The organism is Bradyrhizobium sacchari (assembly GCF_002068095.1).
In the GTDB taxonomy this organism is placed as follows: Bacteria; Pseudomonadota; Alphaproteobacteria; order Rhizobiales; family Xanthobacteraceae; genus Bradyrhizobium; species Bradyrhizobium sacchari.
The window spans coordinates 1-23,094 of sequence record NZ_LWIG01000043.1 but is presented as its reverse complement, the minus strand read 5'-3'; the positions used below and the strand labels follow the sequence as shown (position 1 = coordinate 23,094).

The 23,094-nt window shown below is 64.2% G+C and carries 19 protein-coding genes and 1 pseudogene; 16 read left to right on the top strand and 4 right to left on the bottom strand.

Features of this window, described 5'->3' with window-relative positions; translation table 11 throughout:
- The first annotated feature begins 303 nt into the window (after positions 1 to 303).
- From A5906_RS30720 to A5906_RS30710, 3 genes are all read left to right on the top strand, one after another.
- Positions 304 to 1,302, top strand: coding sequence for a TRAP transporter substrate-binding protein (locus tag A5906_RS30720; RefSeq protein ID WP_080138938.1), 999 nt, complete (start codon positions 304 to 306; stop codon positions 1,300 to 1,302).
- Between the two features lie 84 nt (positions 1,303 to 1,386).
- The gene (locus A5906_RS30715) at positions 1,387 to 1,902 is read left to right on the top strand and encodes a TRAP transporter small permease (protein WP_080138937.1); all 516 of its coding nucleotides are present in this window, start codon (positions 1,387 to 1,389) and stop codon (positions 1,900 to 1,902) included.
- Positions 1,899 to 3,218 (top strand): TRAP transporter large permease, encoded by a 1,320-nt coding sequence (locus tag A5906_RS30710; protein ID WP_080138936.1) that lies wholly within the window; start codon positions 1,899 to 1,901, stop codon positions 3,216 to 3,218. The genes A5906_RS30715 and A5906_RS30710 overlap by 4 nt, the downstream gene beginning before the upstream one ends.
- A 46-nt stretch (positions 3,219 to 3,264) precedes the next feature.
- Here A5906_RS30710 and A5906_RS30705 read toward each other — a convergent pair whose 3' ends face one another.
- Positions 3,265 to 4,539, bottom strand: coding sequence for a serine hydrolase domain-containing protein (locus tag A5906_RS30705; protein WP_080138935.1), 1,275 nt, complete (start codon positions 4,537 to 4,539; stop codon positions 3,265 to 3,267).
- Positions 4,540 to 4,702: 163 nt separating this feature from the next.
- Here A5906_RS30705 and A5906_RS30700 point away from each other — a divergent pair, with 163 nt between their 5' ends.
- Positions 4,703 to 5,620: an intradiol ring-cleavage dioxygenase gene (locus A5906_RS30700; RefSeq protein ID WP_080138934.1), complete on the top strand. Its 918-nt coding sequence runs from the start codon at positions 4,703 to 4,705 to the stop codon at positions 5,618 to 5,620.
- Between the two features lie 5 nt (positions 5,621 to 5,625).
- Here the strand turns inward: A5906_RS30700 and A5906_RS30695 are convergent, their stop codons facing one another.
- A complete protein-coding gene (locus tag A5906_RS30695; RefSeq protein WP_080138933.1) occupies positions 5,626 to 7,362 on the bottom strand; it encodes a bifunctional protein-serine/threonine kinase/phosphatase in 1,737 nt (578 codons plus the stop codon).
- 59 nt (positions 7,363 to 7,421) lie between these two features.
- On the bottom strand, positions 7,422 to 8,261 hold the full coding sequence (locus tag A5906_RS30690; RefSeq protein ID WP_080138932.1) for a formate/nitrite transporter family protein: 840 nt from the start codon (positions 8,259 to 8,261) through the stop codon (positions 7,422 to 7,424).
- Between the two features lie 680 nt (positions 8,262 to 8,941).
- Between A5906_RS30690 and A5906_RS30685 the strand changes: the two genes are divergently transcribed.
- Genes A5906_RS30685 through A5906_RS30675 form a run of 3 tightly spaced genes read left to right on the top strand, consistent with a single transcriptional unit; the run spans position 8,942 to position 12,023 of the window.
- Positions 8,942 to 10,258, top strand: a complete 1,317-nt coding sequence (locus A5906_RS30685; protein ID WP_080138931.1) for a CmpA/NrtA family ABC transporter substrate-binding protein — start codon at positions 8,942 to 8,944, stop codon at positions 10,256 to 10,258.
- A gap of 60 nt (positions 10,259 to 10,318) precedes the next feature.
- Entirely contained in the window at positions 10,319 to 11,215 is an 897-nt protein-coding gene (ntrB, locus tag A5906_RS30680) for a nitrate ABC transporter permease (protein WP_080138930.1), read from the top strand.
- A gap of 13 nt (positions 11,216 to 11,228) precedes the next feature.
- Complete coding sequence (locus A5906_RS30675) at positions 11,229 to 12,023, top strand: ABC transporter ATP-binding protein (RefSeq protein ID WP_080138929.1); 795 nt, start codon at positions 11,229 to 11,231, stop codon at positions 12,021 to 12,023.
- A 7-nt stretch (positions 12,024 to 12,030) separates the two neighbouring features.
- Here the strand turns inward: A5906_RS30675 and A5906_RS41910 are convergent, their stop codons facing one another.
- Positions 12,031 to 12,264 (bottom strand): hypothetical protein, encoded by a 234-nt coding sequence (locus A5906_RS41910; RefSeq protein WP_136615601.1) that lies wholly within the window; start codon positions 12,262 to 12,264, stop codon positions 12,031 to 12,033.
- Positions 12,265 to 12,360: 96 nt separating this feature from the next.
- Between A5906_RS41910 and A5906_RS30670 the strand changes: the two genes are divergently transcribed.
- The 9 genes and pseudogenes from A5906_RS30670 to A5906_RS30630 all read left to right on the top strand — a co-directional run.
- Positions 12,361 to 13,740 (top strand): MFS transporter, encoded by a 1,380-nt coding sequence (locus A5906_RS30670; protein WP_080138928.1) that lies wholly within the window; start codon positions 12,361 to 12,363, stop codon positions 13,738 to 13,740.
- A 122-nt stretch (positions 13,741 to 13,862) separates the two neighbouring features.
- Positions 13,863 to 14,291: a globin family protein gene (locus tag A5906_RS30665; protein ID WP_080139012.1), complete on the top strand. Its 429-nt coding sequence runs from the start codon at positions 13,863 to 13,865 to the stop codon at positions 14,289 to 14,291.
- Positions 14,292 to 14,301: 10 nt separating this feature from the next.
- On the top strand, positions 14,302 to 15,519 hold the full coding sequence (locus A5906_RS30660; RefSeq protein WP_080138927.1) for an NAD(P)/FAD-dependent oxidoreductase: 1,218 nt from the start codon (positions 14,302 to 14,304) through the stop codon (positions 15,517 to 15,519).
- A 1-nt stretch (position 15,520) separates the two neighbouring features.
- On the top strand, positions 15,521 to 18,223 hold the full coding sequence (locus A5906_RS30655; protein WP_080138926.1) for a nitrate reductase: 2,703 nt from the start codon (positions 15,521 to 15,523) through the stop codon (positions 18,221 to 18,223).
- Positions 18,224 to 18,549: 326 nt separating this feature from the next.
- Entirely contained in the window at positions 18,550 to 19,455 is a 906-nt protein-coding gene (locus tag A5906_RS30650; protein ID WP_080139011.1) for an SMP-30/gluconolactonase/LRE family protein, read from the top strand.
- 10 nt (positions 19,456 to 19,465) lie between these two features.
- Complete coding sequence (locus tag A5906_RS30645; RefSeq protein ID WP_080138925.1) at positions 19,466 to 20,305, top strand: aldo/keto reductase; 840 nt, start codon at positions 19,466 to 19,468, stop codon at positions 20,303 to 20,305.
- A gap of 189 nt (positions 20,306 to 20,494) precedes the next feature.
- Complete coding sequence (locus tag A5906_RS30640) at positions 20,495 to 21,436, top strand: DMT family transporter (protein ID WP_080138924.1); 942 nt, start codon at positions 20,495 to 20,497, stop codon at positions 21,434 to 21,436.
- A gap of 61 nt (positions 21,437 to 21,497) precedes the next feature.
- Positions 21,498 to 22,577 carry a zinc-binding dehydrogenase gene (locus A5906_RS30635; RefSeq protein WP_080138923.1) on the top strand — a complete coding sequence of 360 codons (1,080 nt, stop codon included), beginning with the start codon at positions 21,498 to 21,500 and terminating at the stop codon, positions 22,575 to 22,577.
- 309 nt (positions 22,578 to 22,886) lie between these two features.
- Positions 22,887 to 23,094 (top strand): annotated as a pseudogene (locus tag A5906_RS30630) (IS110 family transposase); the annotation flags it as partial.

Below are 23,094 nucleotides of genomic sequence, written 5' to 3'. Positions count from 1 at the left end.
CTGATTGGTCATATGCACTAGGTCTGTCTTGAAGGACGTGCGGATCCTGCATGCAACGCGCGGGTCCGCACGTCCTCCCGTTTCCTTCCGGGGCGGCGAAGCCGCTCATGCGGCGTGTTGGCCGGGCGCGAGTTGCAGTGCAACAGGTCGTGCGGGGGCAGCCCTGCGACGAAGAGCACCTCCAGCGCGCGCGAAATGACTTCCGTCCCGCCGGGGTTTTTCATACCCTTCGCTCTTGCGAGCCACATACCGGCTGCACGCACGGCCCGGCGACAGGGCCGGCACATCAAGGGAGGGGAGACGATGAAGCGAAGATCATTTCTCGCTGGTATCGGTGCGACCACTGCGGCGGCCACGATTGGCATGCCCTCGATCCTCAGGGCACAAGCGCCGATCACGTTGAACGGCGCGGTGCAGTTCAACGACGATCATGCCTTCAACCGGGCACTGATCCGGTTCGAGGAGCTGGTGAAGAAATATTACGGCAAGCCCGTCAATTTCACGCTGCACAAGAACTCCTCGCTCGGGCTCGAGAAGCAATATTTCGAGTACATGTCGCAGGGCAAGGCGGTCGATTACGGCATCGTCTCGCCAGCCCACATGTCGACCTTCGCCAAGGCGGCTCCGTTCATCGATGCGCCCTTCGTGTTCAAGGGCATCGAGCACATGAACAAGGTCGTCGAAGCCAATATCCTGGCGCCGATCGCCGACGAGGTCGCGGCGAAAGCCGAGGTCGTTCTGATCGGCTATTCCGGCGGCGGCATCCGCAACATCTTCGCCAACAAGCCTCTCAAGAATCTCGCCGATCTCAAGGGTCTCAAGGTTCGCGTGCAGGGCGCGCCGATCTGGTCGAAGACCTTTGCGGCCGTGGGCATGAGCCCGACGGTGATCGCCTATAACGAAATCTACAATGCGATCCAGAACGGCGTGATATCGGCCGGCGAGAACGAGGCGGCGGGTGTCGAGGCGATGAAGTTCTACGAAGTGGCCCCGCATCTCAGCCTCACCCAGCACGCCGTTTCGATCCGGCCGATCTGCTTCTCGGTGAAGACGCTGAAGACATTGCCGAAGGACTTGCAGGACGCGATCATGAAGGCCGGCAAGGAGGCCGGCGACTACGGCCGTCAGCTCGAGTCGAGCGAAGAGGTCGTCAAGCTCGACACGCTCGAGAAGGCTGGCAAGCTCAAGCGCGTTCCCTTCGAGGAGCGGGACGCCATGAAGAAGCTCGCCGACCCCGTGATGACCACCTACGCCAAGGAGATTGGCGCGGAGGGAATTTTCGAGAAGATCAACGTCGCCTGAGCTCGTTGCATCCGCCGACGGCAGGTCCGGGCAAGCCCCGCTTCTTGCCCGGCCGTGGCGGATGAGCTGCCGCACGGAGTCCAAATGTCTGATACGCCCCTCCCGTCCACGCCGTCGCTGTGGCGCCGCGTCACGGCGGCCTATGCCAAACTGCTGGAAATCCTGCTTGCGGCCTGTGTCGGCATTCTCGTCGTCCCCGTGACGCTGCAGGTCATTTCGCGCTACACGCCCTTCATCCCGTCCTACATCTGGACGGAGGAAATGGCGCGCTTTCTGTTTGTCTGGACGATCATGATCGGCGCCATGGTTGGTGTGCGGGAAGCGCAGCATTTCGAGGTCGACGTGTGGCCGGATCTGTCGCGACGGTCGGAGGCGGCAGTGCGGATCCTCGCCCGCCTCGGAGTGCTGGCGCTGTCGCTGGTGTTCGTGTCGGCCGGCCTCGAGTTCACCCGCTTTGCCTGGAACAGGACGTCGGAGCTGGCCGATCTGCCGCTTTGGCTGATTCACGTCGCCTGGCCCGTGACCGGCGCGACTTGGATCGTCTTTGCGGGCGAGCAGATCGTCGATGAAATGCGCGTCCTGGTCGGGGCACGGCGATGAGCGGCAATGTACTCTCTGCCGGGCAGGCTGCGATGGTGCTGTTCGGGGTCTTCATCGGCCTGCTCATCGTGCGCGTTCCCGTCGCGTTCGCACTCGGCCTTGCCTGCGTGCCGATCCTGCTGATCGAACCGCGTCTGTCCTTGATGATGCTCGCGCAGGAGACCTTCAATGCGTACAATTCGTTCATCCTGCTGGCGGTGCCGTTCTTCCTGCTGACGGCAAACCTTATGAGCATCGGCGGCATCACCGATCGGCTGGTGGCGTTGTCGCGCTCAATGGTCGGCCACTGGCCGGGATCCCTGGCGCAGATCAACGTCGTGCTGTCGGTGTTCTTTGCCGGCATCTCGGGCTCCTCCACCGCCGACGCGGCGAGCCAGTCAAAAATCTTCATCGATGCGCAGACCAAGGAGGGCTACGATCTCTCGTTTTCCATCGCCATCACGGCGGTGTCGGCGGTCCTGGCGGTCATCATCCCGCCGTCGATCCTGATGATCGTGTGGGGCGGGCTGATCTCGACCTCGATTGCGGCGATGTATCTGGCCGGCATCGTGCCGGGCCTGCTGATCGCGGGCGCGCAGATGGCGACGGTGCACATCTACGCGGTGCGCCGCGGCTACCCGACCTACCCGAAGGCGACCTGGGTCGAGATGCGATGCGCGATCTGGCAGTCGATCCCGGCCTTGATGACGCCATTCATCATCGTCGGCGGCATCCTGCTCGGATGGTTCACCGCGACCGAGTCCGCCTGCGTTGCCGTGCTCTATTCCGTGGCACTCTCGACATTGTTCTACCGAGAGACGGGTCCGCGCGAACTATACAAGGCCTTGCTCGACACAGGACGTCTTGCCGGCGTCGCGCTGTTCTGTGTCGGCACCGCGAGCGCATTTGGCTGGCTGCTCGCCTATTACAGGATTCCGCAGGAATTGCTGGCCAACGTCTCGTCATGGGGCATGGGCACCGTCGCGGCCGGCTTCTTCATCTGCTTCTGTTTTCTGGTCGTGGGCTGCTTCCTCGACGCCATTCCGGCCATCATCATCGTCGGCACCGTGCTGGAGCCGCTGGCCAAGTCCGTCGATCTTCATCCGGTCCAGTTCGCGATCATATCGATCGTGTCGCTGGCCTTCGGGCTGGTGACGCCGCCCTACGGTCTATGCCTGATGATCGCCTGTTCGGTCGCCGGCGTGCGGCTGCGCTATGCGCTGAAGGACACGGCGATCATGCTGATCCCGATGCTGCTCGTGCTGGCTGCGCTCATCGTCTGGCCGAGCGTGTCGCTGTTCCTGCCGCGCCTGATCGTGCCGGAGATGCTGAAATGAGCATCTGTGATCCCGCGGTCGCCGGCTGCGGGATCAGCTCGATGGGTCACAGATTGCTCTCGGTGATGGCGGCGTAGACCATGCTGCGCAGCTCGCGGCGGAGCGGATAGGCGCTCGACGGCAGCACTTGCGTCATGAAGATCGTGATCAGTTCCTCGGCCGGATCGATCCAGAACGAGGTCGTGGCCGCGCCGCCCCAATTATATTCGCCGGGACTGCCGGCGATCAGCGTCTCGGCCGGGCGCATGGTCACTGCGAAGCCGAGGCCGAAGCCGATGCCGTTGTAGGTGGCCTCGGAGAACAGCGAACGCGACACTTCCGGCAGCGCGCGGCCGCCGGGAATGTGGTTGGTCGTCATCAGCGCCAGCGTCTTCGGTCCGATCAGCCTGACGCCGCCGAGCTCGCCGCCGTTCAGCAGCGCGCGGCAGAAGGTAAGATAGTCGGGGGCGGTCGAGCACAAGCCGCCGCCGCCGGAGATGAAGGACGGCGGCGACAGGAACGAGCTCGTCGTCGGATCATCCTGGAGCGTCAGCCCCTCGCGGCGCTGGCCGGCATGAAAGGTCATGCCGCCGCCCGGGTCTGCCGAATAGCAGGCCGCGAAGCGGTGCGCCTTCGAGGCCGGCACGTGGAAATCGGTGTCGGTCATGCCGAGCGGATCGAGAATGCGTGCCTTCAGGAACTGCTCGAACGGCATGCCTGAGATCTTGCCTATGAGGTAGCCGATCACGTCGGTCGCGACCGAGTAGTTCCAGGATTCGCCCGGCGAGAATTCCAGCGGGATCTTCGCCAGCCCGTCGATCATGGTCTGGAGCGTGCCTGACTTCTCGACCTCGCCGAGTTTCTCGGCGCGATAGGCGGCATCGACATTGGAGCGCTGCTGGAAGCCGTAGGTAAGGCCTGAGGTGTGGCGCAAGAGGTCGACGATCAGCATCGGCCGCGATGGCGGCCGGCTCAGAAACGCCGGCGCGGTGCCGGCGACGAACACGCCGAGGTCCTTCCATTCCGGAATGTATTTGGCGACGGGCTCGTCGATCGCGACGAGGCCTTCCTCGACCAGCATCATGAAGGCGACGCTGGTGAGCGGCTTGGTCATGGAATAGATGCGGTAGATGGTGTCGTCCTTGACCGGCACCTTGCGCTCGACATCGGCGAGGCCCTGCACCGAGCTGTGGGCGATCTTGCCGCGGCGATAGACCAGGAGCTGCGTGCCCGGGAAACGGCCGGCATCGATGTACCGCTTCTTCAGATGCGCATCGACGCGGTCCAGCGCGGCCTTGGACATGCCGACGGATTCGGGCGAGGCAGGGGTCGGGGCGAGCATGAGTTCCTCCGGGGCGTTTTGTCGGAAAGTTGATAGCGAAATGGGGGCGCCATTCCAAGCCGGTCGCGCTTAACGCGGGGCCTCCGGCTGGTGTAGTGTCCGGTTTGGAACGCCTCCAGGGAGCCCGGCCGGGCCAACGAGAAAAACGCGAAGGCAAACGCACATGACCCAGTTCAACGAGACCGAACTCACCGAAGCCGTCGTCAAGAGCTTCGATCAGACGCCGAATCCGCGGGCAAAATTCCTGCTGCAGGAATTGGTGAAGTCGCTGCACGATTACGTGAGCAAGACCGGTCTGACCTTCGAGGAGTGGGAATATGCCATCGAATTCCTGACCCGTACCGGGCAGAAGTGCACGGATACCCGCCAGGAATTCATCCTGCTGTCCGACGTGCTCGGCGTCTCCATGCTGGTCGACGCCGTCAACCACAGGGATCGCGAGGGCGCCACGGAGACCACGGTGCTCGGCCCGTTCTATGTCGGCGAGCACAAGGTGACCGCGCACGGCACCGACATCTCGCCGAACAATCTCACCGGCGAGCGGATGTTCGTGCAGAGCCGCGTCACGGATCTGAAGGGCAAGCCGCTTGCGAACGTCCCCGTCGACGTCTGGCATGCCGACGATGACGGCTTCTACGATTCACAGAAGGCCAATTACGACGAGGTCGGCGCCTCGGCGCGGGCGCGCTTCATCACCGACAGCGACGGCCGCTTCTTCTTCCGCACCATCCTGCCATGCAGCTATCCGATCCCGACCGACGGCCCCGTCGGCGAGATGATCATGCAGACCAAACGCCACCCGATGCGGCCGGCGCATGTGCACTTCCTCGTCAATGCGAAGGGTTACGAGCCGCTGATCACCCACGTCTTCATGGACGGCGACAAATATCTCGATTCCGACGTGGTGTTCGGGGTCAAGGACGACCTCGTCGCCAAGGTCGAGCCCCGCAACGATCCTGAGATGCCCGACGGCACCAAGGCGAAGGGGCAGTGGCATCTGATGACCTACGAATTCCACCTCAAGCCCGGCGGCGGCATGGCGCCGAAACCGCTGGGAACGAAGGCGGCGGAGCCGGTGTGATTCGGCTATCGCAGCCGAAGCGCTGCGAGCAGCACGATGACCGCGCAGGCCAGGATCGCCGTGGTCAACTTCCAGAACAGCAGCGGATTGCGCTCCAGCAGGGGCGTGGTCCGCGTGGCGAGATAGGCCGGATTGGGATTTCTGAGCTCGAACACGAACTCGGAGAGGTCTTCGTGGCGCTTGTAGGGATCGGGATGCAGCGCCTTCCTGAGCGCGCCGTCGATCCAGCCGGGAATGCCCCGCTCGGCGTCGATCGCGGGGCGATATCGCAGTTTCCACGCGTCCGATCGTCCCCGGATCTTGGCGAGCTGGGCGCCGTAGGGCAGGTGTCCGGTGAGCATCTGGTAGCAGATGGCGGCCAGTGAGAACATGTCGGACCGGGGCGATCCGCCCTCGCCGAGGAAATACTCCGGCGCCGTGTACTGGACCGTGCCGAGGATTTCCGCATCGGCCGATGCTGGTGCAGCTTCGGCGACGCCCGCGACCCTGACGGATCCGAAGTCGATGATCTTCGCGGTGCCGGTCTTGTCGATCAGGACGTTGTCGGGCCTGAGATCCTGGTGCAGCATCTCCATGCGGTGGAAGGCGCGAAGCCCGGTGGCGATCTGCTCGACGATCCTGCGCACCGTCTCCAGATCGGGACGGGGGTTGTCGAGCATCCATTGTCGCAGCGTCTGTCCTTCCACGAACTCGGTCGCGACGTAGAGATAGTTGCGCCGGGTCGGCCTCGACCGCGGCTTGAGCACGTACGGACTGTCGATCCGCCGCGCGATCCATTCCTCCATCAGGAAACGTTTCAGATAGGCCTGGTTGTCGCGCAGGTCGATCGACGGAATTTTGAGCGCAACCGTTTCCTCGGTCTCCGCATCGACGGCGAGATAGATGTGGCTGCGGCTGCTGCCATGGATCTCCCGGACGATCCGGTAGCCGTCGAACATGGCCCGGGGCTCAAGCAGGGGCGGCAGCGGCAGTGCCGAGCTCCGATCGAAGACGCGGGATTCCTCCTCCGGCACCGCATCGATGCGCAGGATCTGGACGGTGATGTTGTCGTCGCTGCCGCGGCGATAGGCCTCCTCGACGATCGCCTTCGCCGCGCCGTCGAGCGCGGCGGCATGCTCGTTGATTGCGCTCGTGATGAAACGCGGCTCGACGAATTCGTAAGCGCCGTCGGTTGCAAGCAGGAAAGTATCGCCTGCCTGGACCTCGACGGTCTGGTAGTCGATCTCGAGCTGCGGATTGATGCCGAGCGCGCGGCCAAGATAAGTCTGCTCCGACGACACGATGATGCGGTGGTCGTCGGTCAGCTGCTCGAGCGCCTTGCCGGCGACGCGGTAGATGCGACAGTCGCCGACATGGAAGATGTGCGCGGTGGCCGCCTTGATAACCATGGCGCTGAGAGTGCAGACATAGCCCTTGTCGCGGTCATAGGCATATTGGCTCTTGCGCGTCTGCGCATGCAGCCACGAATTGGTCGCCTCCAGCACGCGGCGGGCGGAGGTCTTCACCGTCCAGGATTCCGACGTGCAGTAATAGTCCATCAGGAAGCTCTTGACCGCCGACTCGCTGGCGATCTGGCTCACGCTGCTGCTGGAGATGCCGTCGGCGAGAACAGCTGCGATGCCCTTCAGGCTGAGCAGCGGCTCTTCGGGAATCAGGACGCCGTGAAAATCCTGGTTGACGGGCTTGCGACCCCTGTCGGAGTGCTGGCCGATCGAGATCAGGAGTCCGCGAGACATCGTCATCACCAGGAGAGGGAGCCTCACCCTGCTCGGGCGAGGCTCCCCTGTCGAGACGGATTCGGTCAGGCCGCAACGCGGGGCGGCGTGGCCTTGCCGGCCTGGCGCTTCGGCAGGGTCATGACGTGCGTGGCGTAGAGGGTCATGCCGGTGAAGGCGAGGCCGCCGACGAGGTTGCCGAGCACGGTCGGGATCTCGTTCCAGATCAGATAGTCCATGATCGAGAACTTCGCGTGCAGCATCAGGCCCGACGGGAACAGGAACATGTTCACGACGGAATGCTCGAACACCATGTAGAAGAACACCAGGATCGGCATCCACATCGCGATGACCTTGCCGGGGACCGAGGTCGAGATCATGGCGCCGACGACGCCGGTCGAGACCATCCAGTTGCAGAGCATGCCGCGCATGAACAGCGTCGCCATGCCGGCCGCGCCGTGTGCGGCATAGCCCAGCGTGCGGCCCTCGCCGATGTTGCCGATCGCCGCGCCGATCTTGTCGGGCGCCTGAGTGAAGCCGAAGGTGGTGACGAAGGCCATCATGAAGGCCACGGTAAAGGCACCGGCAAAGTTGCCGAGGAAGACGAGGCCCCAATTGCGCAGCACGCCGCCAAGGGTGACGCCCGGGCGCTTGTCGATCAAGGCGAGCGGCGAGAGCACGAACACGCCGGTCAAGAGGTCGAAGCCCAGCAGATAGAGCATGACGAAGCCGACCGGAAACAGCAGCGCGCCGACCAGCGGCTGACCGGTGTTCACGTTGATGGTGACGGCGAACCAGGCGGCAAGCGCAAGGATGGCCCCGGCCATATAGGCCCGGATGACGGTATCCCGGGTGGACATGAAGATCTTGGACTCGCCTGCATCCACCATCTTGGTGACGAATTCCGAAGGCGCGAGATACGACATCAATGGTTCCTTTTGCTTTCGTAAGTGAGATCGACACGTCCCTTCAGAGGACGCGGCTGAACGTCATTTGGCCGTGCGAACGGTTCTGCCGCGCACGAGGGCTATGGAAGGTCTGGAAGCCTTGGGAATCGCGTCACGAGGACTGAGCCGGAAAGGCTGCGAAGCAGTTGAGCTTCCTGATGCAGCCGCCAGAGGCTGCAACGATGCGGCAAGCCGCAGTCATCGTTGACGCAGTAGGAGCTGCAAATTGCGTGCCGCGGCGGTGAGGTCAGAAAATCGAGTTAGGTCAATCTATTGGTGTCTGCTTTGGTCCGGTTTCGGCGCGCCTTGCCGCCTTTTGCTTGAGCGTCTGCACAACCTTTGTGCGGCGCACAAGTATTGAGCAGATCGCAAATTTCGCGTGCGGAACTGGCCTGCGGCAGTCTGGCGCTGAACATATAAGTTGCTGATTTTTGGCCATTTTCAGCGCCGTCGAGCTTGGCATGAAGCTTGAATAGTTCCAGGCCGACGCCATTGAAGCCGTCCCGCGAGACTTCTCATCCGATTTTGCTGACGCCACCCGAACGGGGGTCTCCCCCGTCGCGCGTTCGCATGCGCCTTTTCTGGCGTCACGGACGGACGGGCTGCTCGTGCGCACTGACGCAATCATTCCGCAACGACGCAAAAGGACGACACCACCGATGACCAAGCGCATCCGCCGGCCCTCCGAGACTGGCCTTAGCCGCCGTCAATTGCTGAAAGCCGCCGGCTCTACCGCAGCCCTTCTCGCCGCCGCCAAGCTCAATTTCCCCGCCGGCGCCTTCGCGCAGGATGCAGGCCCCGAGGTCAAGGGCGCCAAGCTCGGCTTCATCGCGCTCTCCGATGCCGGCCCGCTGTTCGTCGCCAAGGACAAGGGTCTGTTCGCCAAATACGGTGTGCCCGACACCGACGTCCAGAAGCAGGCCTCTTGGGGTACGACGCGCGACAATCTCGTGCTCGGCTCCGAGGGCAACGGCATCGATGGCGCACATATTCTCACCCCGATGCCGTATTTGATCTCGGCCGGCAAGGTGACGCAGAACAACCAGCCGACGCCGATGTACATCCTGGCGCGGCTCAATCTCGATGCGCAGTGCATCTCGGTCGCAAAGGAATATGCCGATCTCAAGCTCGGCACCGATGCAGCGCCGTTCAAGGCGGCGCTCGAGAAGAAGAAGGCCTCCGGCAAGTCCGTGAAGGCCGCGATGACCTTCCCCGGCGGCACGCATGACCTCTGGATCCGCTACTGGCTCGCCGCCGGCGGCATCGATCCGGACAAGGACATCGAGACCATTGTGGTGCCGCCGCCGCAGATGGTGGCGAACATGAAGGTCGGCACCATGGACTGCTTCTGCGTCGGCGAGCCCTGGAACCTCCAGCTCGTCCACCAGGACATCGGCTACACCGCAGTCAACACCGGCGAACTCTGGAACAAGCATCCGGAGAAATCCTTCGGCATGCGCGCGGCCTTCGTCGACAAATATCCGAAGGCGACCAAGGCGATCCTGATGGCGGTGCTGGAGGCCCAGCAATGGGCCGACAAGGCCGAGAACAAGCAGGAGCTCGCCGCCATCATGGCCAAGCGGCAGTGGATCAACTGCCCCGTCGAGGACGTCTACGACCGCACTGCCGGCAAGTTCGACTACGGCAACGGCAAGGTGGTCGAGAACTCGCCGCACATTATGAAGTACTGGCGCGACTTCGCCTCCTATCCGTTCCAGAGCCACGACCTCTGGTTCCTCACCGAGGACATCCGCTGGGGCAAGTATGAGGCGAATTTCGACACCAAGGCGCTGATCGCCAAGGTCAACCGCGAGGACATGTGGCGCGATGCGGCCAAGACGCTCGGCGTCGCGGCCGCGGAGATTCCGACCTCGACCTCGCGCGGCAGGGAGACCTTCTTCGACGGCAAGGTGTTCGATCCCGAGAATCCGGCTGCCTATCTGAAGTCGCTCGCGATCAAGCGAGTCGAGGTCTGATGGAGCCAGCGGCCGCCCATGGGCGGCCGCACCGTCCTTTGCAGCCGGAGAGATATTGTGATGAACATGCCTGCCACGAAGATCGAGGTTGAGACCGCAACGCCCGCGGCTGTTGCCGCCCCGGTCGTCGCGATGACGCCGAGGCGCCCGCCGCGCAGCGAGGCCTATGCACGGATGGCACGGGAAACCGCCGTGCGCGTCATCCCGCCACTGGTCGTGATCGCGCTGCTGACGCTGATATGGGAGCTCGTCTGCCGGAGAGCCGGATCAGCGCTGCCGCCCCCGTCAAAAGTGTTCAAGGACACCAAGGAGCTGATCCTCGATCCGTTCTTCGACCATGGCGGCATCGACAAGGGCCTGTTCTGGCATCTCTCCGCCAGTCTCCAGCGCGTCGCGCTCGGCTATTCGCTCTCGGCGATCGCCGGCATCGCGCTCGGCGTGCTGGTCGGACAGTCGGTCTGGGCGATGCGCGGGCTCGATCCGCTGTTCCAGGTGCTGCGCACCATTCCGCCGCTCGCCTGGCTGCCGCTCTCGCTCGCCGCGTTCCGCGACGGCCAGCCCTCGGCGATCTTCGTCATCTTCATCACCTCGATCTGGCCGATCATCATCAACACCGCGGTCGGCATCCGCAACATCCCGCAGGACTATCGCAACGTCGCCGCGGTGGTGCAGCTCAATCCGCTCGAGTTCTTCTCCAAGATCATGATCCCGGCCGCCGCGCCCTACATCTTCACCGGCCTGCGCATCGGCATCGGCCTGTCCTGGCTCGCGATCGTCGCCGCGGAAATGCTGATCGGCGGCGTCGGCATCGGCTTCTTCATTTGGGACGCCTGGAACTCGTCGCATATCAGCGAGATCATCCTGGCGCTGTTCTATGTCGGCATCGTCGGCTTCGTGCTGGACCGCCTGATCGCGGGCCTCGGCAAGATCGTCACCCGCGGCACCGCGACAAGCTAAGGAGCAGGGACACATGACCGCCTATCTCAAGCTCGACCATATCGACAAGATCTTCACCCGCGGCGCCGCGACGACCGAGGTGCTGAAGGACATCAACCTGACCATCGAGAAGGGTCAGTACGTCTCGATCATCGGGCATTCCGGCTGCGGCAAGTCGACTCTGCTCAACATCATCGCCGGGCTCACGACCGCCACCACCGGCGGGGTGCTGCTGGAGAACCGCGAGGTCAACTCGCCGGGCCCCGATCGCGCCGTGGTGTTCCAGAACCACAGCCTGCTGCCGTGGCTCACGGTCTACGAAAACGTCAGGCTGGGCGTCGACAAGGTCTTCGCCAAGACCAAAACGAAGGCCGAGCGTGACGCCTGGGTGATGCACAATCTCAACCTGGTGCAGATGGCCCATGCCAGGGACAAGCGTCCTAACGAAATCTCCGGCGGCATGAAGCAGCGCGTCGGCATCGCCCGGGCGCTGGCGATGGAGCCGAAGGTGCTGCTGCTGGACGAGCCGTTCGGTGCGCTCGATGCGCTGACCCGCGCGCATCTGCAGGACTCGGTGATGGCGCTGCATCAGAAGCTCGGTAACACGATTCTGATGATCACCCACGACGTCGACGAGGCCGTGCTCTTGTCCGACCGCATCGTGATGATGACGAACGGGCCGAGCGCGCGGATCGGCGAGGTGCTGGAGGTGCCGCTCGCGCGTCCCCGCAAGCGGCTCGAGCTCGCGACCAACACCACCTATCTGAAGTGCCGGCAGCGCGTGCTCGAATTCCTCTACGAGCGGCATCGCTTCGTCGAGGCCGCGTAACGGCTCGTTAACGAGTCGAGCTGCGCGCCCAATTAAAAGCCATCAAGCTCAATCCTTGTGCGCCGCACAGGGATTGAGCGAATCGCAAATTTTGCGAGCGAAATAGTCTTGCAAAAATTTCGGGCAATTCGAACAAGCCCCTGAAATCCTTATATTTCCAGCGCGCGCGCAATTGGCACGGAAATTGAAATGGATTTGCGCGACGCCAACGACGACGTCCCTCAACATCATCAATCAGCATCGTGATCTCGCCACCGGGGAGAAGCCCCGGAGCGCGCCTCCGTGGCCGGAGGCAGAGCCTGCAACGACGCAGCGGTGAGCCTGGAAGGGATAAGCAATGACGAAGAGTCCGACTTGGATTTCTGACTGGCGCCCCGAAGACGAGGCGTTCTGGAATGCGGGCGGCAAGACCATCGCCCGGCGTAACCTGATCTGGTCGATCGTCGCCGAGCATATCGGTTTTTCGGTGTGGCTGATCTGGAGCATCGTCACCACCAAGCTGCCGCAGGCGGGTTTCCACTACACCACGGACCAGCTGTTCCAGCTCGTCGCGGTGCCGGGGCTGATCGGCGCCTTCATGCGCTTTCCCTACACTTTCGCGGTCACCACCTTCGGCGGCCGCAACTGGACCATTTTCAGCGCGGCGATCCTGTTCATCCCGACGCTGTCGCTGGCCTATTTCGTCAGCCAGCCCGACACGCCGTTCTGGCTGATGCTGCTGGTCGCCTCCACCGCCGGCCTTGGTGGCGGCAATTTCGCCTCCAGCATGACCAACATCTCGTTCTTCTTCCCCGACCGGATGAAGGGGTGGGCGCTCGGCCTCAACGCGGCCGGCGGCAATATCGGCGTCTCCAGCGTGCAGCTCCTGACCCCGATCCTGATGACGCTCGCCGTGATCAACCTGTTTCAGGCGAGCCCCGTCGACGGCATCTATCTCCAGAATGCCGGCCTGATGTGGGTGTTGCCGATCGCGATCGCGGTGTTCGGCGCGGTATTTTTCATGAACAACCTGACCACGGCCAAGTCATCGATCAGGAACCAACTCGCGGTGGTCAAGCGCAAGCATACCTGGATCATGGCGTATCTCTATATCGGCACGTTCGGGTCCTTCATCGGCTACTCCGCGGCATTCCCGCTGCTGCTCAAGACCCAGTTTCCGTCGGTGACGATCTCGATCGCCTTCCTCGGGCCGCTGGTCGGTTCGCTGTCGCGCCCGTTCGGCGGTTGGCTCGCCGACAGGATCGGCGGCTCGGTCATCACCTTCTGGAATTTCATCGTGATGGCGGGCGCCACGGTCGGCGTGCTCTACTTCGTCGGGCACAAGGACTTCATCGGCTTCCTGTCGATGTTCCTGATCCTGTTCGTGACAACGGGCATCGGCAACGGCTCGACCTACCGCATGATCCCCTCGATCTTCCGCGAGCAGAACCTGTTCAAGGTGCGCGGCAAGGGCGACGTCGCGCGCGCGGCCGCGCTGAAGACGGCGAGCATCGAGAGCGGCGCGGCGGTCGGCTTCATCGGCGCGATCGGTGCCGTCGGCGGCTATCTGATCCCGAGCGGCTTCGGCAAGTCGATCGCCCTGACCGGCGGTCCGCAGCTCGCGCTCGCGATCTATCTCGCCTTCTACGCCTCCTGCCTCGGCCTGACCTGGTGGTTCTATCTGCGTCGCAGCCCGCAGGGCGAAGGCGCGTCAGGCCTCGCGGAAGCAAGAGTCTAATACTTGGTACGAATCTCGCTTCTCCCCGCACGCGGGGAGAAGACTCTCTGATGACGTTTGACCCATGAACCTTGTCCGCGACGGCGCGGACAAAGGCAGACCGAAACAGACAGGAGACCATCATGACGCCCGAACAAGTGACCCTCATTCAGCAGAGCTTCGCCAAGGTCGCTCCGATCTCGGAGCAGGCTGCGGTGCTGTTCTACGATCGCCTGTTCGAGGTGGCGCCACCGGTGCGCGCGATGTTTCCAGAGGACATGACCGAGCAGCGCAAGAAGCTGATGAGCATGCTTGCCGCCGTGGTCGGCGGCCTGTCGAGCCTCGAGACGATTCTTCCCGCGGCCTCTGCGCTCGCCAAGCGTCACGTCGCCTATGGCGCCAAGGCCGAGCACTATCCCGTGGTCGGCGCAACCTTGCTGTGGACCCTCGAGAAGGGCCTCGGCGAAGCCTGGACGCCCGAACTGGCAAAGGCCTGGACCGACGCCTACGGCGTGCTGTCGGGCTACATGATTTCCGAGGCCTACGGCGCACGGGCGCAGGCCGCCGAATAGGAGATGCCTCGTGAGTGAACCGCTGGTCATCGTCGGTAACGGTATGGCGGCCGCGCGGCTTGTCGATGAACTCGCCAAGACCGCACTCGGCCGCTACGCGGTTGCCGTCATCGGCGATGAGCCGCGGCTCGCCTACAATCGCGTGCTGCTCTCCTCCGTGCTGGCCGGCGAGACCGGCTCGCACGAGATCGAGCTCAGGCCGGCCGATTGGTGGCGTGAACGTGGCGTCACGGTGCGCTACGGCTATCGCGTCACCGAGATCGACGCCGGCCGCCGCGAGCTCAAGATCGCCGGCGAAGAAAGCATGGAATATTCCAAGCTCGTGCTTGCGACCGGATCGACACCGTTGCGGCTCAACGTGCCTGGCGCCGATCTCGCGGGCGTGCACACCTTTCGCGACACGCGCGATGTCGACCTGCTGCTGACGCTGGCTGCGGCGAAGAAGCGCGTCGTCGTGGTCGGCGGCGGCCTGCTCGGCCTGGAGGCCGCCTATGGCCTCGCCAAAGCCGGCGCGCCCGTCACCCTGCTGCATCTGATGGACCGGCTGATGGAGCGTCAGCTCGACGCGCCCGCGGCCGACCTGCTCAAGACGCTGGTCGAGCGCAAGGGCATCCGCATCCTGCTCAATGCCTCGACCGCCCGAATCCATGGCGACGGTCATGTCGAGGCCGTCGAGCTTGCCGACGGCAGCCGCATCGAGGCCGATGCGGTGATCTTCGCCGCGGGCATCAGGCCGAACGTCGCGCTGGCGAAAGAGGCGGGGATTGCTGTCAACCGCGGCGTCGTCGTCAACGATGTGATGCAGACCTCTTCATCCGACATTTTCGCGCTCGGCGAATGCGCCGAGCATCGCGGCACCTGCTACGGCCTGGTCGAGCCGGCCTATGAGCAGGCGCGAGTACTGGCGCGGCATCTCGCCGGCCGGCCCGCCGCTTATCAGGGCAGCGTGGTCTCGACCAACCTCAAGGTCTCCGGCGTCAGCGTGTTCTCCGCCGGCGACTTCATGGGCGGGCAGGGCAGCGAGAGCCTGGTGCTGTCAGACCGCAGGCGCGGCACCTACAAGAAGCTCGTCATCGCCGACGGCCGGCTCACCGGCGCGGTGCTGATCGGCGATACCGTCGATGCGCTCTGGTATCTCGAGCTGATCCGCAATCGCGACAAGGTCGCCGCGATCCGCACCGACATGATGTTCGGCCGCGCGCTCGCGTTGCCTCCGAAAGCGGCGTGAGATGACGGCGATCGATCCAAACCTTCGCACCACCAAGACGACGTGCCCCTATTGCGGCGTCGGCTGCGGCGTGCTGGCGACACCCGATGGCAAGGGCGGCGCCGCGATCGCGGGAGATCCCGATCATCCCGCCAATTTCGGCCGGCTGTGCTCGAAAGGCTCGGCGCTCGGTGAGACGGTCGGGCTGGAGAGCCGGCTGCTCTATCCCATGATCCGCTGCAAGGGCGTGCTGGAACGCGTCGCCTGGAGCGATGCGCTCGACCACGTCGCCCACCGCATGCAGCACATCGTGGCGCGCGACGGCGCCGACGCGGTCGCGTTCTATCTTTCCGGCCAGCTCCTCACCGAGGATTATTACGTCGCCAACAAGCTGATGAAGGGCTTCGTCGGCACCGCGAATGTCGACACCAATTCGCGGCTCTGCATGTCGTCCTCGGTCGCCGGCCATCGCCGCGCCTTCGGCGCCGACACCGTGCCCGGCTGCTACGAGGATCTCGACCGGGCCGACCTGCTCGTCTTCGTCGGCTCGAATGCGGCCTGGTGCCATCCCGTGCTGTTCCAGCGCATGCTGAAGAACCGCGGGGAACGCGGCGCGCGCATGATCGTGATCGATCCGCGCCGCACCGACACCGCCAGCGACGTCGATCTGTTCCTTGGCCTCAAGCCCGGCACCGACACCGCGCTATTCTCCGGCCTGTTCGTCCACCTCGCCGACAACGGCGCGCTGGACCAGGACTACATCGCTGAGAATACCAGCGGTTTCGACGACGCGCTGGCGCGTGCGCGCAACATCGCCGGCAGCGTCACCGCGACCGCGCTGGCTACGGGCCTGTCCGAGCAGGACGTCGCGACCTTCTTCAAGATGTTCCGCGACACCGCGAAGGTCGTCACGCTCTATTCGCAAGGTGTCAATCAGTCGGCGCAGGGCACCGACAAGGTCAACGCGATCCTGAATTGCCATCTTGCCACGGGCCGGATCGGCAAGCCGGGCGCTTCGCCGTTCTCGCTCACCGGCCAGCCCAACGCGATGGGCGGCCGCGAGGTCGGCGGCCTCGCCAATATGCTCGCCGCCCATATGGGCTTCACGCCGCCCGACATCGACCGTGTCAGGCGGTTCTGGAAGGCGCCGCGCATCGCCACCCACGAGGGGCTGAAGGCGGTGCAGCTGTTCGAGGCGATCAACCGCGGCGAGGTCAAGGCGCTGTGGGTGATGGGTACCAACCCCGCGGTGTCGCTGCCCGATGCCGACTTCGTGCGCGCGGCGCTGAAGAAGCTCGAGCTGTTCGTGGTCTCCGAGAACGTGCTCTCCAACGACACCGTCGAAGCCGGCCCGCATGTTCTGCTGCCGGCGCTGGCCTGGGGCGAGAAGTCGGGCACGGTGACCAATTCCGAACGCCGCATCTCGCGCCAGCGCGCGTTCCTCCCGGCACCGGGCGAGGCGCGGCCCGATTGGTGGATCCTCAGCGAGACCGCAAAGCGCCTCGGCTTCGGCGACAGTTTCAGTTACAAATCGGCGGCCGATATCTTCCGCGAGCACGCCGCGCTCTCCGCTTTCGAGAACGATGGCAGGCGCGATTTCGACATCGGCGCGCTGACCTCGCTGTCCGACGACGCCTTCGACGCGCTGAAGCCGGTGCAGTGGCCGGTGCGCGAGGGCGGGACACCTGGCGAGCGCTTCTTCGCGCAAGGCGGCTTCTTCACCAATGACGGCAAAGGCCGCTTCATTGCCCCGGAAGTGCCAGTGCTGCGCGGCGAGACCGGGCCGTCGCGTCCCCTGCGGCTCAACACCGGGCGCATCCGCGACCAGTGGCACACCATGACGCGCACGGGCCTCAGCCAGCGGCTGGGCGCGCATCTGCCCGAGCCATTCGTCGAGATTCATCCCGATGACGCCAGCAAATATGGCATCGCCCATGACGGCTATGCCCGCATCACCACCGATTACGGCCAATGCATCCTGAAGGCCCTCGTCAGTGAAGGGCAGCAGCGCGGCACCCTGTTCGTGCCGATCCACTGGAGCGCGATGAACGCCTCGCACGGCCGCGTCGGTGCGCTGGTGCAGTCCTTCACCGATCCGTTCTCGGGGCAGCCGGAAGCCAAGGCGACGCCGGCCGCGATCGCGCCCTATGAATTCGTCTTCCGCGGTTTCGCGCTGTCGCGCAAGCAGCTCGAGCTGCCGCAGAACCTGTTGTGGACCCGCGTCACGGTGACCGGCGGCTTCGGCTATCTCTTCGCCGACAACGCGGATCTCGCGCGCTGGCCGGCCTGGCTCGAGGGCGTCGCCGGTGAGGACGTTGCCGAGTACCGCGATTTCGGCGGCGGCGTCTATCGCGCCGCCTCGTTCGCAGGCGATCGCATCGAGACCTGCCTGTTCGTCGGGCCCGCCCACGACGCCGGCGATTGGGAGGTGGTGAAGAGCCTGTTCGTGGCCGATCAGGTCACCGACGATCAGCGCCGCATGCTGCTGTCCGGCAAGTCCAGCGAGGGCGCCGCCTCGACCGGCCCGATCGTCTGCGCCTGCTTCGGCGTCGGCCGCGGCTCCATCTGCGACGCCATCGCTGGCGGCGCACGCACCGCCGCCGAGATCGGCGCCAAGCTCAAGGCCGGCACCAATTGCGGCTCCTGCATCCCCGAGCTGAAGCGCCTGATCGCGACGACGGAGGTGCCCGCGCAGCCGGCCAAGGTCGCGAGCGCGGCGGGGTAGGGCCGTCTCTCTCCATCGTCATTGCGAGCCAACGGGTCCGCGCGAAGCGCGGCCCGATGACAGGCTCCGCGAAGCAATCCAGAGTCTTTCCGCGGAGGGATTCTGGATTGCTTCGCTGCGCTCGCAATGACGTGTTTGTTGAGGCGGCGCTCATCCATCTCCCCATCGTCGTCCCGCCGCCCGTGCGCAATTGCGCACTAGGCCGGGACGACGTCGGAGTGTAAGCGCCGGGCACCAATTGCGGCTATGGTATTGCCCCAATCGACGCGCCCGCCATTGTGCCGTATGCTGGCGCGCGCTCCCCCTCAACACCCATAAAAGCAATGATGTACCTGGAAACGCCGCCGCGCCTGATCGAGACCAGGCTCTTCTCCGCGATGCCCGACAAATTCCGCCGCAAGGGCGAGCGGACCGATTGGGCCGACGCCAACCGCCCGGGCGTTGCGACGGACTCCTTCATCGAAGGGCCGTCATTCGACAGGGACGGCCATCTCTACATCGTCGACATTCCGTTCGGCCGTATCTTCCGCATTGCGCCCGACGGGGAATGGTCGCTCGTGATCGAATACGAGGGCTGGCCGAATGGGCTGAAGGTCGCAGCCGACGGCCGCATCCTGGTCGCCGACTACATGCACGGCATCATGGAGCTCGGCGCGACGGCGGGCCGCATCAAGCCGATCCTGACCGCACGCAATTCGGAATCGTTTCGGGGCTGCAACGACCTGCATCTCGCCTCCAACGGTGACATCTATTTCACCGATCAGGGCCAGACCGGCCTGCACGATCCGAGCGGCCGGGTCTATCGTCTCGCACCAAACGGGCGGCTCGATTGCCTGATCGACACCGGCATCAGCCCGAATGGTCTCGTGCTCGATCCAACCGAAACCGTGCTGTTCGTCGCGATGACGCGCGACAATGCGGTCTGGCGGCTGCCGTTCATGAAGGACGGCAGCGTGTCCAAGGTCGGCCGCTTCTGCTCGCTGTTCGGCACCAGCGGCCCCGACGGCATGACAATGGATGCGAAGGGGCGCCTGTTCGTCGGCCATGCCTCGCTCGGCCATGTCTTCGTGTTCGCGCCGAACGGGGAACTGATCGCGCGGATCAAGTCATGCGCAGGGCCGAATTGCACGAATGTCGCCATCGGTGGCGAAAACAAGGATCGGCTCTATATCACGGAGTCTGCGACCGGCAGCGTGCTGGTCGCCGACATCAGCGGTCTCCAGAGCATCTGAAGGAACAAACATGAACACAAAACCCTTCGGCAAGACCGGCGCCAACGTCTCCGTGATCGGACAGGGCACCTGGTATCTCGACCATGGCGACCGCAGGCGCGCGATCGCGGCGCTGCAGCGCGGGATCGATCTCGGCATGACCCACATCGACACCGCCGAGATGTACGGCGATGCCGAGCTCGTCATCGCGGATGCGATCGCGGGCCGGCGCGACGAAGTGTTCCTGGTCTCGAAGGTGCTGCCGAGCAATGCTTCGCGCCGGGGTACCATCGCGGCCTGCGAGCGCTCGCTGAAGCGGCTGAAGACCGATCGGCTCGACTGCTATCTCCTGCACTGGCGTGGTTCGTATCCACTCGAGGACACCGTTGCCGCATTCGAGGAGCTGGTGACATCAGGCAAGATCAAATCCTGGGGCGTGTCCAATTTCGACGCCGACGATCTCGAGGAGATTCTCGATGTCGCGGGCGAAGGGCGGATCGCCTGCAATCAGGTGCTCTATCATCTCAAGGAACGCGCCATCGAGCATGCGGTGATCCCGTGGTGCGAGCAGCATGGCGTTGCCGCCGTCGCCTATTCGCCGTTCGGCCACGACGATTTTCCGGCGAGCAACAGCAAGGGCGGCGCCGTACTCGCGCGTATTGCGGAGGCGCGTCGTGCGACACCGCGTCAGGTCGCCCTGAGCTTCCTCACCCGTGCGACTACGGTGTTCGCGATCCCGAAGGCGTCATCCGCCGAACATGCCGGCGAGAATGCGGCGGCAGGTAGCCTCGTGCTGACGAAGGAGGAGATTGCGGCGCTGGATGCGGCGTTTCCGCGCGGTCCGAAGCCGCGTGGCCTGCCCATGCTGTAGTGCAGCAAAGGCCCATTCTTAATGGAGTCTTGATGCGCGCGGCGGTCAGCGCATATCGGCATCCTGTTTTCGGAAGTTGTGAAAGCGGCGCATTTGTCGTTTTTTACGAACGCACTCGATTCGCATTTTTCCCGAGTTCCAGCCGTGACCCCGCCGCCAGCCGCAGCCGCAAGGCTCGACAGTATTTCCGTGCCCATGCCCGAGAAGAAGCATGTCGGTCGCCGCGCGCCTGCGCGCGTCGATCATCCCTTCAAGGGCATCGCACTGATCCTGCTATCGACGGTGTTTCTCGGCTGCTCCGACACCGCCGCGAAATATCTGTCGACCAGCCTGCCGTCCATCGAGATCACCTGGATCCGCTTTCTCACCTTTGCGCTGATCTTCACGCCGGTGATGCTGCGGTCTTCGCCTTATTACGCGATGCGCACCGAGCGTCTCGGGTTGCAAATGATGCGCGGCGCCGTGCTGCTCGGCTCCTCGCTGTTCTTCATCACGGGGCTTGGTTTCCTCCCGATCGCGGAGGCGTCCGCCACCGGCTTCGTCGCGCCGCTGTTCGTCACCGCGCTGTCGATCATCTTCCTCGGCGAGAAGGTGGGCATGCGGCGCTGGTTCGCGACCGCGCTCGGCCTCGTCGGCGTGCTGATCATCCTGCGACCGGGCACCAGCGCGTTTCATCCGGCTGCTTTCTTCCCGGTGGTCTCGGCGGCATGCTGGGCCGGCACGCTGATCCTGACGCGCATGATGAGCGGACGGGAAGCCGTCGTCACCACCATGGCTTATTCCTCGCTGACTGGCCTTGCGATCCTCACCGCGATCGTGCCGTTCGTCTGGGTGACGCCGTCCTGGACCGCGATTGCGCTCGGCATCTTCATCGGCGTCGCCTCGACCGCGGGACAGTGGATCGTCGTGCTGGCCTATCGCTACGGCGATGCCTCGGTGCTGGCGCCGTTCTCCTACTCGCAATTGTTGTGGGTCAGCATTCTCGGCTTCTTCATTTTCGGCGAGGTGCCGAGCATCTGGACCATTGTCGGCGCGGCCTTCATCGTCGCCAGCGGCCTCTACATCGCCCATCGCGAGCGCGTTCGCCGCGCGCAGCTTCTGGTGCTGGAAGAGCGTTCCCCGAACGCCTGACGCAAGTTCGCAGCTTCCGCCTCGTGCTATCAACGGCTCCAGACGATACGGGAGGAGCCGGATGCGCGCCGCGATTTTCAGGAACGGTGAGATTGTCGTTGGCGAGATGGCCGATCCGAAGCCGGGCAATGGTCAGGTTCTGGTCAGGACGCTCGCCTGCGGCATCTGCGGCTCCGACCTGCATGCGCGTCAGCACGCTCCGAGGATGGTGGAGATAGCCAGGAAGACCGGTCGCACGCCGATGGATCTGTCGCGCGATGTCGTGTTCGGTCACGAGTTCTGCTGCGAGATCGTCGACTACGGCCCCGGCACCGAACGTCGGCTCAAGCCGGGGACGCAGGTCTGCTCGCTGCCCGCGCTGCTGACGCCGGAGGGCATCAAGGGCATCGGCTATTCCAACGAATTTGTTGGCGGCTATGCGGAAGCGATGCTGCTGAGCGAGCCGTTGTTGCTCGAAGTGCCCAATGGTCTTGCGCCGGAACATGCCGCGCTCACCGAACCGCTCGCGGTCGGCGTTCACGCGGTGGCGAAAGCGAACATTCGCGGCGATGAAGTGCCGCTGGTGATCGGCTGCGGTCCGGTCGGGCTCGCGGTGATCGCCGCGCTGAAGATCAGGGGCCTGCATCCGATCGTCGCCGCCGACTATTCCCCGGCGCGGCGCGCGCTCGCGGCAAAGCTCGGCGCCGACATCGTCGTCGATCCCAGGGTGTCGCAGCCCTACGCGACCTGGGCCGAGCATGCGCAGATGTCGGAGGCCGAGAAGGCGGCGCGGCCGCCGTTCCAGGCCATGCTGCCGGCGCTGAAACCCGCGATCATCTTCGAATGCGTCGGCGTGCCCGGCCTGCTGCAGCAGGTGTTCGAGGGTGCCCCGCGCGATGCGCGCATCATCGTGGTCGGCGTCTGCATGGAGACTGACAGAAACGAGCCCATGCTCGGCATCATGAAGGAGCTGAACGTCCAGTACGTGCTCGGCTACACTCCGGAGGAGTTTGCGGCTTCGTTGCGCCTGATCGCGGAAGGACAGGTGGATGTTGCGACGATGGTCACGGCCGAGGTCGGCATTGAAGGCGTCGCAAAAGCGTTCGCCGATCTCGCCAATCCGGAGGCGCACACCAAGATCATCGTGCAGCCGTGGCGGTAGCCGCTTGGTAGTCTCGGAGGGTGGGCAAAGGCGCAAAGCGCCGTGCCCACCATCTTTCCAGATTCAAACGCAGGTGGTGGGCACGCTACGTTTTGCCCACCCTTGTAATAGCGCAATCGGATATTGTCTGGGTGTTCCGAGAGGAATGGCCTGCCGCAGCTGCAACCACGGCAGGCCGCTGGCGATCGGATCGCGCCCACCCTGAGCAGTTTATGGCTGCCCCGTAGCAGGATCGCGCCAGCACCTTCATCGGACCCGGATGGTTGCCGGAACTATTTGGTTCGCTTCACAAGGCAGGGGTCGACGAAGATGACGAAGACTAACATGATTGTGGCCGGCATCGATACGGCCAAAGACAAGCTGGACGTCGCGATTTGCGGTCAGGTTCTGTGTTTGCAGGTCGCAAACTCAATGCGGGGCTGGAAGCAACTGTGCTCGGAGCTCGCAAAGGCGGGCGTCGAGCGGGTCGGGATCGAGGCGACCGGTGGTTACGAGCGTGGGGTGGTCAGGCACCTGC

Coding starts and splice junctions, on each gene's coding strand:
- A5906_RS30635 (WP_080138923.1), top strand. CDS start 21,498: ATGCGCGCCGCGATTTTCAGGAACGGTGAGATTGTCGTTGGCGAGATG.
- A5906_RS30685 (WP_080138931.1), top strand. CDS start 8,942: ATGACCAAGCGCATCCGCCGGCCCTCCGAGACTGGCCTTAGCCGCCGT.
- A5906_RS30665 (WP_080139012.1), top strand. CDS start 13,863: ATGACGCCCGAACAAGTGACCCTCATTCAGCAGAGCTTCGCCAAGGTC.
- A5906_RS30705 (WP_080138935.1), bottom strand. CDS start 4,539: ATGCTCGCCCCGACCCCTGCCTCGCCCGAATCCGTCGGCATGTCCAAG.
- A5906_RS30720 (WP_080138938.1), top strand. CDS start 304: ATGAAGCGAAGATCATTTCTCGCTGGTATCGGTGCGACCACTGCGGCG.
- A5906_RS30655 (WP_080138926.1), top strand. CDS start 15,521: ATGACGGCGATCGATCCAAACCTTCGCACCACCAAGACGACGTGCCCC.
- A5906_RS41910 (WP_136615601.1), bottom strand. CDS start 12,264: ATGCTGATTGATGATGTTGAGGGACGTCGTCGTTGGCGTCGCGCAAAT.
- A5906_RS30670 (WP_080138928.1), top strand. CDS start 12,361: ATGACGAAGAGTCCGACTTGGATTTCTGACTGGCGCCCCGAAGACGAG.
- A5906_RS30700 (WP_080138934.1), top strand. CDS start 4,703: ATGACCCAGTTCAACGAGACCGAACTCACCGAAGCCGTCGTCAAGAGC.
- A5906_RS30695 (WP_080138933.1), bottom strand. CDS start 7,362: ATGACGATGTCTCGCGGACTCCTGATCTCGATCGGCCAGCACTCCGAC.
- A5906_RS30715 (WP_080138937.1), top strand. CDS start 1,387: ATGTCTGATACGCCCCTCCCGTCCACGCCGTCGCTGTGGCGCCGCGTC.
- A5906_RS30710 (WP_080138936.1), top strand. CDS start 1,899: ATGAGCGGCAATGTACTCTCTGCCGGGCAGGCTGCGATGGTGCTGTTC.
- ntrB (WP_080138930.1), top strand. CDS start 10,319: ATGAACATGCCTGCCACGAAGATCGAGGTTGAGACCGCAACGCCCGCG.
- A5906_RS30645 (WP_080138925.1), top strand. CDS start 19,466: ATGAACACAAAACCCTTCGGCAAGACCGGCGCCAACGTCTCCGTGATC.
- A5906_RS30690 (WP_080138932.1), bottom strand. CDS start 8,261: ATGTCGTATCTCGCGCCTTCGGAATTCGTCACCAAGATGGTGGATGCA.
- A5906_RS30650 (WP_080139011.1), top strand. CDS start 18,550: ATGTACCTGGAAACGCCGCCGCGCCTGATCGAGACCAGGCTCTTCTCC.
- A5906_RS30675 (WP_080138929.1), top strand. CDS start 11,229: ATGACCGCCTATCTCAAGCTCGACCATATCGACAAGATCTTCACCCGC.